General features: G+C 36.2%; 13 protein-coding genes. 9 read left to right on the top strand and 4 right to left on the bottom strand.

Translation table 11 applies throughout. The features are described from left to right. Together BD31_RS01705 and BD31_RS01700 are read left to right on the top strand one after the other, a co-directional pair. On the top strand, positions 1-579 hold a 579-nt coding region (locus BD31_RS01705; protein WP_158641213.1), incomplete at its 5' end, for a hypothetical protein. Between the two features lie 41 nt (positions 580-620). Further along, on the top strand, positions 621-1004 hold the full coding sequence (locus BD31_RS01700; RefSeq protein WP_008297474.1) for a hypothetical protein: 384 nt from the start codon (positions 621-623) through the stop codon (positions 1002-1004). Here the strand turns inward: BD31_RS01700 and BD31_RS01695 are convergent. Then, a complete protein-coding gene (locus BD31_RS01695; RefSeq protein WP_008297496.1) occupies positions 993-2051 on the bottom strand; it encodes a tyrosine-type recombinase/integrase in 1059 nt (352 codons plus the stop codon). The two genes, BD31_RS01700 and BD31_RS01695, sit on opposite strands and share 12 nt — an antisense overlap. An 81-nt stretch (positions 2052-2132) precedes the next feature. On the opposite strand from BD31_RS01695, the gene BD31_RS01690 reads away from it, so the two are divergent. The 5 genes from BD31_RS01690 to BD31_RS01675 are packed head-to-tail and all read left to right on the top strand — an operon-like array spanning position 2133 to position 6267. After that, positions 2133-3269 carry an NAD(P)/FAD-dependent oxidoreductase gene (locus BD31_RS01690; RefSeq protein WP_008297446.1) on the top strand — a complete coding sequence of 379 codons (1137 nt, stop codon included), beginning with the start codon at positions 2133-2135 and terminating at the stop codon, positions 3267-3269. A gap of 53 nt (positions 3270-3322) precedes the next feature. Continuing rightward, positions 3323-3505, top strand: a complete 183-nt coding sequence (locus tag BD31_RS09755) for a zinc finger domain-containing protein (protein ID WP_238536030.1) — start codon at positions 3323-3325, stop codon at positions 3503-3505. Positions 3506-3509: 4 nt separating this feature from the next. Then, positions 3510-3791 (top strand): elongation factor 1-beta, encoded by a 282-nt coding sequence (locus tag BD31_RS01685; protein WP_008297478.1) that lies wholly within the window; start codon positions 3510-3512, stop codon positions 3789-3791. A gap of 8 nt (positions 3792-3799) precedes the next feature. Continuing rightward, on the top strand, positions 3800-5968 hold the full coding sequence (locus tag BD31_RS01680; protein ID WP_008297438.1) for a CDC48 family AAA ATPase: 2169 nt from the start codon (positions 3800-3802) through the stop codon (positions 5966-5968). A 2-nt stretch (positions 5969-5970) separates the two neighbouring features. Further along, positions 5971-6267, top strand: coding sequence for a hypothetical protein (locus BD31_RS01675; protein WP_008297476.1), 297 nt, complete (start codon positions 5971-5973; stop codon positions 6265-6267). A 3-nt stretch (positions 6268-6270) separates the two neighbouring features. On the opposite strand, the gene BD31_RS01670 is transcribed toward BD31_RS01675, so the two are convergent. Further along, positions 6271-7185, bottom strand: coding sequence for a heme o synthase (locus BD31_RS01670; protein ID WP_008297488.1), 915 nt, complete (start codon positions 7183-7185; stop codon positions 6271-6273). 71 nt (positions 7186-7256) lie between these two features. On the opposite strand from BD31_RS01670, the gene BD31_RS01665 reads away from it, so the two are divergent. Together BD31_RS01665 and BD31_RS01660 are read left to right on the top strand one after the other, a co-directional pair. After that, the gene (locus BD31_RS01665; protein ID WP_048097337.1) at positions 7257-8351 is read left to right on the top strand and encodes a plastocyanin/azurin family copper-binding protein; all 1095 of its coding nucleotides are present in this window, start codon (positions 7257-7259) and stop codon (positions 8349-8351) included. A gap of 2 nt (positions 8352-8353) precedes the next feature. After that, on the top strand, positions 8354-8740 hold the full coding sequence (locus BD31_RS01660; RefSeq protein WP_008297435.1) for a M67 family metallopeptidase: 387 nt from the start codon (positions 8354-8356) through the stop codon (positions 8738-8740). A gap of 3 nt (positions 8741-8743) precedes the next feature. Here BD31_RS01660 and BD31_RS01655 read toward each other — a convergent pair whose 3' ends face one another. Together BD31_RS01655 and BD31_RS01650 are read right to left on the bottom strand one after the other, a co-directional pair. Beyond that, entirely contained in the window at positions 8744-9133 is a 390-nt protein-coding gene (locus tag BD31_RS01655; RefSeq protein ID WP_048097336.1) for a cyclophilin-like fold protein, read from the bottom strand. A gap of 147 nt (positions 9134-9280) precedes the next feature. Beyond that, on the bottom strand, positions 9281-10039 hold the full coding sequence (locus tag BD31_RS01650) for a hypothetical protein (RefSeq protein ID WP_008297472.1): 759 nt from the start codon (positions 10037-10039) through the stop codon (positions 9281-9283). Positions 10040-10116: the final 77 nt, after the last annotated feature.

Below are 10116 nucleotides of genomic sequence, written 5' to 3'. Positions count from 1 at the left end.
GTTTTGTATTGTATAGCAAAAAAAGGGCCTTTGATAATTAATGACATTGTAAAAACAACTAGCGCTTATTCTCAATGGCAGTGCAATAGATGGGCTGTAAAAAGAAGAATAAATGGAACTACCAATGTAATGGGATTTGTTCCTCATGAATATTTGGTAGAAAGAAATCATGAAAAAAGAATCAGAGGTCACGATGGAAAGAAATACCATTTAACAACAAAGGGCATGGTTGGTGCACTGACTACAGGAATCAATGTGGAGCAAATCTATCTCTACAAAAATTACATAAAATTTCTTAAAAAACAAATACAAAAAGAGTTTACAAACAAATCAAGCATAGACATTCCTCAAAAAACAAAAGACATGTATGTTAATTCATTGATGTCATTTTTTGAGAATTATATTAAAAATGAGATATACTTGTTTTTGATTTGGCATGAGGCCGCAGGAATTAAGATCACAAAAATGAAATCCATGCAGAGATACATGTTTGAGTTTTATTCAAATGCAGATGAAGATTTTTTACAAAGTTTCCTCCAGACCAAGATGAATCTGAAAATAAATACCGTGAAATACTAAAACTTCACTTTATTCTTAGAAAAACTCTACACGCATTAGATATGATTGCACATCCAAACAAGAGTTTTGGCAATGAGGATGAAATAGCAAAAGAGTTTGTTTGGCAAAAGATTGCAATGGTTGGACAATATGTATGGGAATGGCCATATCATATGGAAAAGATACAATTTTCATCAGATGATGACGATTATTCTCCGGTTCCAGACTTTATGTATAATACGCCAAGCGGAATAAACATCGGAAACACAATTCAAATTTCAGATTCAAAGAAAATTAACCATTTTGAATACATCAAAGAAAACCTAAAGGAATTTGGAATTAAAAAAGAGTATTCAGATATTGTTCTAAAATACATTTGGGACAAGCAACACAAGAAATTTGAAACTTTAGAGGCGTCAAATATCGGAAGGGAATTACTTCGATAGTGTTGTTTGAATTTGCTCCATTCTCATCTTATCCATCCACAGTTCTTCTACCTTGGTTCTGTAATGCTCCAATTCTGATTTTTCACGCTCCAATTGTTCAATTTTTAGCCTCTGGCGCTCAGAGTCATCAATCATAAGATCAATGATTGCCTTGCGAAACTCTGCAAAACATTGTTCACGCGTAGGCTTGAGATATACACCATCAAGGCCATTTTTGTGGCCAAGTAGTTTTTCTGCAACATTAGAGTTTACGTTGTTTTTTAGTTTGAGAATTGTGTTGAATCGTTTTCTAAAGCCATGATCCATCTGAGTATCAAAGTGATGGTTTACCTTTGTTCTCTCTAATCCTGCGCTGTTAATCACCCTATACATGATGGAGATGATTCCGCTTCTCTGCATAGGAATAACTTTTTTTCCACATGAATAGTCACGTCGAAATATTGGAGAGTTTTCATCCAATGTTTCACCACGGTTTCTTCTCTCTTCATGATATTCATCTAGTGCTTGTGATGCTTCAGGAGTTAGAAATGCCCAATATTCCTCGTTGTCATTAGGGTATAGTAGAATAGCCTTACAGTCATCAGAGATATCATTCAGATATTTCATGGTAAATTTATCATCAATGACGCCAATTCTTGCTCCAGTGGATGCAAGAAAATGAATCAATGCGCGATTTCGTTTGGATGTTGTTGCAAGAATCATTGCCCTGATTTGCTCCGTAGTCCATGGCTTGAATCCAGCAGACTTTTGTCGTGGGGGATACATTTTGCGAATTATCTCCCAGTAAAGAGGAATCCTGTTCATCACAAAGAAATGCCTTACACCAAGCATCAGAATTGGAACAGAGTTTGGATTACGATTCTCTTTGATGTGAATCAGATAATCTTCAACTATAGTTTGTATGTCTTCGACGGATTTTGTTATAAGAGAATCAAAGGAATCAAACTTTGCAAAATTTTTAAAGTTTTTTAGGTGGTCACGGTAATTGTTTAGTGTCTGGCGCGATTTGATTCCCTGCTCAAACCGTACAATTGACCTTTCTTTCATAGTATAGTATAGGATTTAGCGTCTATATCTCTGGCGTGCACTAAATAATTGAATTAAATAATTGACAAAGAAACAAAATGTATGTATTTTGATGTAGTGGTTGCCGGAGGAAGTGTAGCGGGACTATTATGTGCCAGAGAAATTGCTTCAAATGGATTTTCGGTGCTTGTAATTGAGGAAGATTATGAAATTGGAACTCCAGAACATTGTGGGGGATTGGTCAGTCTTGCAGGATTAGAAGAATTAGGAGTGATTCCATTTAGAAAAACTTTTGAGCACATGATAGAGTCTGCAAAAATAACTGCCCCAGATGGGAATAATTTCACAATTAATTCAAAGAAACAAAGAGTTGTAGAGATTAGCAGGAGGGAGTTAGATAAGCAAATAGCTTTTCAAGCTCAAAGGAATGGAGCAGTCATCAAAGTTAAAACAAGTTTTCAAGAAATTACAGACACAGGGATTAGAACAAATGAAGAAAAAATAGACTGTAAGATTTTTGTCGATGCACGTGGAGTGTCATCTCTCATACACAAAGACAGAACAGGTATTTTGTCATCTGCGCAGTACGAAATTTATGCAGATTGGATAAAAAAGGGAAATGTAGAAGTAATTTTTGATCAAGAAAAATACCCAGGATTTTTTGCATGGATCATACCATCGAATGAAGGAAAAGGGAAAGTTGGAGTTGCAGGACGTGGAATCAATGTTGCTGAAACAATAGACAAAATTTTAGAAGAGAAAGGAAACTATTCAACGATTAGAAAAATTTTTGCACCAATATGGATTAAAGGACCTATCAAAAAATTTGTAGAAGGTAAAACGGTAATTATAGGTGATGCTGCAGGTCAAGCAAAACCTACAACTGCCGGTGGAATTTTCACTAGTGGGATGGGCGGAGTTTATGCAGGTCAAGCAATATCAAAATTTTTGAAAACAAATAACAGCAAAGATCTTGAAGAGTATCAGAAAAACTGGACGGATAGATTTGGTAGTGAGTTTGAAAAGCAGTCATTAGCAAGAAAAATTTTGGAAAGAATAGATAACAACACTATCAACAAATTATTTGAATCCATCACGCCGGAGATCATAAATGAGATTTCAGAAAAAGATGATTTTGATTTTCATACGGGTTCAATCATAAAATTATTAGGAATTAAGAATTCAATAAAAACAGCTCAGACTCTAATTGGCGGAGAACTCAAAAAATTATTGGGTTGAAACATGCTCAAATTCCAAGGAAAGTATAAATGATGTTTACAGAAAATTCTGGTATGTCATCATCTACAATATCATTACCAAAATGCAGTTGCTGCCACAGACATGTTATGCCTAATGATAAAAGTGTAAAATTCAATTGCCCTAATTGTGGCGAGGACTTGATTTGGAGATGCCAAAGTTGCAGAGAAGCAGCAAGAAACTATACTTGTTCATCATGTAATTTTCAGGGACCATAAAAAAATGACTCAATTACTATTAATCACAAAAATTCTTCCAGATGGAATGGATACAGATCTTGATAAACTAGCAGAATCTATCAAGGCATCACTAAAAGAAGGAATTACCATGAAGAGACATGCAAAAGAGCCACTAGCATTTGGATTGGAGTTTCTTAAAGCAGAATTTGTACTAGACGATAAAGAAGGACAGATGGATTCCTTAGAGGATTCAATAAGATCAATTGAAGGCGTCAGTGAGTTTGAAGTACTCAACATGAGCCGCATGTCAGTTGACATGAAATAGGTGATTTTTTGGTACGCAAAGAAGAACCTTTGCAAGTGCGAATCGGAGAAGCAAAACAAAGGGATGTAGGTAAGAAACGTGCTAGAATAGGTCCAGAAGCAATGGATTTTCTCAAAGTCACACCGGGAGATATTATTGAGGTGATGGGTTCAAGAACTAGTTGCGCAGTAGTTTGGCCAGTTGATGAAGATGAAAAATTACCAGACATCATAAGAGTTGATGGACAGACAAGAAAGAATGTAGGTGCATCACTAAATGATTTTGTCAAAATTAGAAAAGTTACATCAAAGTTTGCAAAGGCCGTTTCACTAACACCAGTAAATGATTCAGTTACAGTGGACAAAGAGTTTACAGATTTTGTCAAGAATAGATTGAAAGGGCTTCCAATTACTCATGGTGATGAGATCTCAGTAATGATTTTAGGAAATTCTATGGACTTTAAAATTACAAAGACAACTCCAAAAGGAGTAGTAAAGATAGACCGCAGTACAAATCTTACCATCTCAACAGAAACTGCAATTGACAGAAAAGTCAGAGTGACATATGAAGAAGTTGGAGGATTAGGTGCAGAAGTCAAAGCTATGAGAGAAATCGTAGAGTTGCCATTAAAACATCCAGAACTGTTTGTAAGATTAGGAATTGAACCACATAGTGGGATTTTGCTTTATGGTCCACCTGGATGTGGAAAGACATTACTTGCAAAAGTTATGGCAAGTGAATCAGAAGCAAACATGTTTCCCATTAATGGTCCAGAAATTATGAACAAGTATTACGGAGAAACAGAGGCAAAGCTAAGAGAAATTTTCAAAGAAGCGAAAGATAACTCTCCAAGCATAATATTCATTGATGAAATTGATGCAATTGCACCAAAAAGAGAGGAAGCATATGGGGATGTTGAAAAAAGAGTTGTTGCACAATTATTAGCACTTATGGATGGCCTAAATGATAGAGGTAATGTCATTGTACTTGGTGCAACAAATAGACCAGACAGTGTAGACCCGGCACTTAGAAGACCAGGTAGATTTGATAGAGAATTTGAGATATCGGTTCCAAACGAAGAGGGAAGATTAGAGATTCTTGAAATTCACACAAGAGGAATGCCAATTAGTGACGATATAGATTTGAAAGATTTGTCAGCAGAGTTACACGGGTATACTGGCGCAGACATCAAATCTCTTTGCAGAGAAGCTGCATTGAAATCAATTAGAAGATATTTGCCTGAGATAGATCTGGAAACTGAAAGGATTCCCTCGGAAGTACTACAATCAATGCAAATCAAATTAATTGATTTTTACGATGCTATGCACGAGGTAATCCCCACAGCAATGAGGGAATTTTATGTTGAAAGACCAAAAGTGTGGTGGCATGATGTAGGAGGATTAGACGATGTAAAAAAATCACTAACAGACAATCTAGTCATGGCAATGAAAGAGCCCAGCAAATTTACAAAGATGGGGATAAAACCTCCAAAGGGAGCTTTGCTCTATGGGCCACCTGGATGTGGAAAGACATTACTTGGAAGGGCACTTGCTACGGAAACTGGTGCAAACATGATTTTAGTTAGAGGTCCAGAGATACTCTCAAAATGGCTAGGTGAATCCGAAAAAGCCGTCAGGGAAATTTTCAGAAAAGCAAAGACATCATCTCCATGTGTAGTAATTTTTGACGAGCTTGACTCTCTTGCACGTTACAAGTCAGGAGAAGGAGGAGCAAGTGAAACTGTTCTAAGCCAATTGCTAACTGAAATTGAAGAAGGCATATCATCACGTGTGGTAGTAATTGGAATTACAAACAGACCTGATGTTTTAGATAACTCGCTATTGAGAACAGGAAGACTAGATTTAGTTCTCTATGTAGCCCCACCAGATGAAAAAGGCAGATTAGAGACAATCAAAATTTTAACAAAGAAGATGCCATTGGCAAATGATGTAAAATTAGAAGAGATTGCAGTAGCTACACAAAACTATTCTGGAGCTGATTTAGCTGCACTATGTAGAGAAGCTGCAGTTCATGCAATGAGAAATAATTCTCCAAAAATTTCAAATCAAGACTTTGCAAATAGCTTAAAGCAAGTAAAACCATCTATTACTAAAGAAGTTGATCAGTGGTACAACACAGTAAGGGAAAGTATATCTAATGTCGTACCCAAGTCAGGGGATAAAACATTCTACGGATAAAAATGGCAATACCAATTAGAAATACAGTATTTGATAAAATTAAGGAATCAGGTTCACTAACAGATGTTGAACTCAACAAAAGCTTGGCAAAAGATGGGTATGTTCTTGCAGACGATAGATTCAACAAAATACTTTTAGATTTAGAAATTCTTGGTCTTATCAAAGTCTCATGGATTACAAAAGATGAACGTAGAATCGAAGTATTTGTCGTTGAAGAGGAAATAGATGAGATCGAACAGCAAAACAAGGAAGCAATGGAAAGAGATTATGAAGCAAGCTTCCCAGGATTAGAAAAATAATCACTAAAACAAAGGATAGTGAAATGCTGCATCTAATGCAACTGCAACAAAAATTATTGTAAGATAAGGAGCAGTTACTTTGTATGCTTTCCATGCAAATTCAGACGTAGGATTCTTTGTAAGTCTGTAATGATAAACAAGCATCAACCCTCCAGAGACTGCAGCAATTGCAGTGTAAACAATTCCCAGCCCGTCTGGAATAAATGAAAGTATCAAAGAATAAGGAATTAAAATTATCGTGTTTCCTAAAATGAATTTTGATGTTTTTTGCATACCAATTACAACAGGTAACATTGGAACACTTGCTTGTGCATATTCATCTTTGATCTTCATTGCAAGACACCAAAAGTGAGAAGGAGTCCATACAAATACCAAGAAACCAACTAAAAATCCTAACAGGTCCATGCTGCCAGTAGCTGCTGCCCATCCAGCCCACGCTGCGGCACTTCCTGCAATTCCACCAATTACAATGTTTGAAGTGTGTCGACGTTTTAGCCAAACTGTATAAATTACAACATAGGAGAAAATTCCAACTGCAATAAAGAAAGCAGATACTGCATTAAGTGCAAAAAAGCCGTAAATTACAGAAATACAGCTGACAATCAATCCATATAACAAAACATTAGATGACTTCATTCGTCCAGAAGGAATTGGTCTTTTACTTGTTCTTGTCATTTTTGGATCAATATCTTTATCATAGTAATGATTGAGGGCACTAGAACCTGCAGATGCTAATGCACCTGCAACAATAATGTGCAAATAATCCAGATAATCTAATTCGGGTGCTCCCGCAACTAGTTTACTGGCAGCATACATAGAAGTAACAGCAGTGATTACTAAAAGAACAACAATTCTGGGTTTGGATATCTCCAGTATTTCATTAAATCCCAATCTCACTCTATCCAAGGGCAAAGGCATTTAATTTCTTCGTCCACTAGATCCACAGCATTGCAAAAGGAATAAGTATTCAGAATAATCAGCTATTTTAAATGAGTAACTGGGACCTCATGATGCCGGGAATGGGATTAACAGCTATAGGCGTGGCTGGGCTCACATTGTCATATGCAGGCATCGCACACACATTCATTGATGGAATGCATGCTTTGACAGGTCTTACTATGTTTGTAGGATTAATTTTCTTATCAGCAGGTATCTTAGATGGAGGTATTTCCACCAGTAACAGAGCCAAGGCAACGACTCTGGTAATTTTGTCAATTGGATTAGGATTCGGAACTTTTGCTTTAACCATGAACACATCAAACTATACAATTACTTTAGCAGGAATTTTAATGGCAATTGCATTTCCTTCAATCATAATAGCATATCTTGCAATGAAGCATCCAACATTTTTAAAACCAGTCGGCTCGATTGTTGGAATTGCAGCAGCTACTGGAATTATTATGTGGGTTGCATTTGGATTTGTATCTCCTGATACATACATGATTCCACAACAAGTTGAATCACCTGAGGAAGAAATGGCAGAGAGCGTACCAACAGGACCAATATATGCAATTAAAATTCTCAAAGACTCAACCAAACAAGGGAACCCAGATTATGATCCAGATGTTGCAGTAGTCCAACAAGGATATACAGTTGAATGGACAAATGAAGATTCACTTGTACATACAGTAACTAGTTCAGAAGGATTTGGAGAGTTATTTGATTCAAGTATAATCGATGTAGGCGGCGTATTTACATTAGATACAACTGATTTAGAAATTGGTGAGCATGAGTATACATGTAGTTTACATCCATACATGGTTGCAACTTTAATTATTGAAGAGCCAAAGGAGCCAACTAAAATTGTAATTCCGGAAGGATCTGCAGTACCAGAAGATGGAAAAATTTACTATGACCCACAAACAATTGATGTAGCAGTTGGTACTACAGTTGCATGGGAGAATCAAGATAATACAGTACACACTGTAACTTCAGGAAACTCTGATGCAGGGCCTGATGGAATATTTGATTCAGAGATGATGTCAACAGGAGATGTATACGAATTTACATTCTCTGATGCAGGAAATTATGATTACTATTGTACATTCCATCCTTGGATGGCCGGAACAGTTAACGTAGAATAGATTTGCAGAAAATCAGACTATCAGAGTCAGACAAAAAAGTATTATCAGAACATTCAGAAAATCAAAAACCTAATGAAGCATGTGCCATCCTATTTGGAAAGGACAATCAAGTTTCAGAATTATTTTTAGCAGAAAATATAGAAGAGTCACCTGTAAATTTTACAATTTCAAATGAACAACTAATTGAAGCATACAAAATTGCAGAAGAGAAACAACTAGAAGTGATCGGTATTTTTCATTCACACCCAAATTCAGATGCATTCCCATCAAATACAGACATGAAATTCATGCAAAGTAATCCAGTAGTATGGATAATTTATTCTGGGATAAACAAGAATTTCAGAGCATTTATTCTTGAATCAAATATCATAGAAATTTCAATGGAGTAGAAATTAGGACTGTAAGACAAAAGTTGCACGTTCACTATGAACATCGTTTAAAATGGTTTTGTCAGGAGAAATAATTTTCCCAATAACATTGACAGGTGATGCAGGAGTAATTTCTCCAGGATTGCCAATTGGAGTTGGGCCATAAAACAAACAGATTGCTTTACCAGTTGGCCAATAGGCAACATCATTTAGTTCAACCGGAGATTGGGCATTTTCTTCAGGTTGAGAAATAGGAGATTGTGAAGTGTAGATTTCATCACCCCACACATTCAGATCAACTGTAAAAGGCAAATTTTTTAGAAAATCACTAACTGTTTTAGGAGAATAGGAATCATCAAGTTCCAAAGTTATGTTTTTGAGGTGGGGAATTTTAATTTGAACCGTATGTTTCATGATTTACCATGATCTTTGAAATAAATAAGATCTGTGAAACAAGGGGTATTTGGGATATTTTTGAACTAAAAATGAGATTATGGAGATTCAGCCATTTTGGGGATAAAATTGATACAGTTAAAAATAAAAAAAGATAGCGTGCTTATCTTAAGCTATACAGACGTTTTTGACTGTATGTATCGCGATTGTTCCTGAATTTGTGACTGAACCACCACAGAGATTGAATATCTCACCATTGTTTGTGATTGTGTTGCTGTTGGTAATCAAACCATGATTAAGGATTGTACCGCTGTTTGCAACAGGACCACTATTGGTAAATGTGCCAGTTGTCATGATTGTACCTTTGTTTGTGAGGTTCAATGTGTTGGTAAACACACCACTGCTAGCTAGGACACCATCTGCTGCATTAGTTATTGCACCAGATGAGGTGATAGTACCAGTACTTGTCATAATATCGAAGTTTTTGATAACGCCTGTTGGACCATTTGTGATTGTTCCAGATGAGATTACTTCATTAAAGTTCTTGAATATGCCACTGTTTGTTATTGTACCAGTTACACTATCAATTACACCGTAATTGAGTACTTTGCCTGAAGTTGTAATTACACCGCCACTTGCGATGTTAATTTGTCCGTTATTTACGATATTACCACTGCTGGTTATTGTACCAATGTCAAAATTGATGCCACCTCCAACTGTTAGTTTGTCAGTTGGACCAAGTACCAAAGTTGCTACTGTACATGTTGAAGTAACAGCGTTCCATGCTCCACCTATTGCTGGAGATTCACAAGTTATTTCATCAACTACTATAGTTTTTGCTGCTGCTGCATCTTGAGCAGAAAAAGCTACCATAGAAATCAATACTGCTAATACAGGAAGTATTAGAATTTGTTTTGTTCTTGTCATGGGTATTCTAATGAGCGTATTGTATTAAGCCGCGCTGACGTGAATGTGTGTTTAATGAACAAATGTAATAGTATAGT

The sequence above is a fragment of the Candidatus Nitrosopumilus salarius BD31 genome, assembly GCF_000242875.2.
Lineage (GTDB): Archaea > Thermoproteota > Nitrososphaeria > Nitrososphaerales > Nitrosopumilaceae > Nitrosopumilus > Nitrosopumilus salarius.
This window is presented reverse-complemented; position numbering and strand designations above follow the sequence as displayed.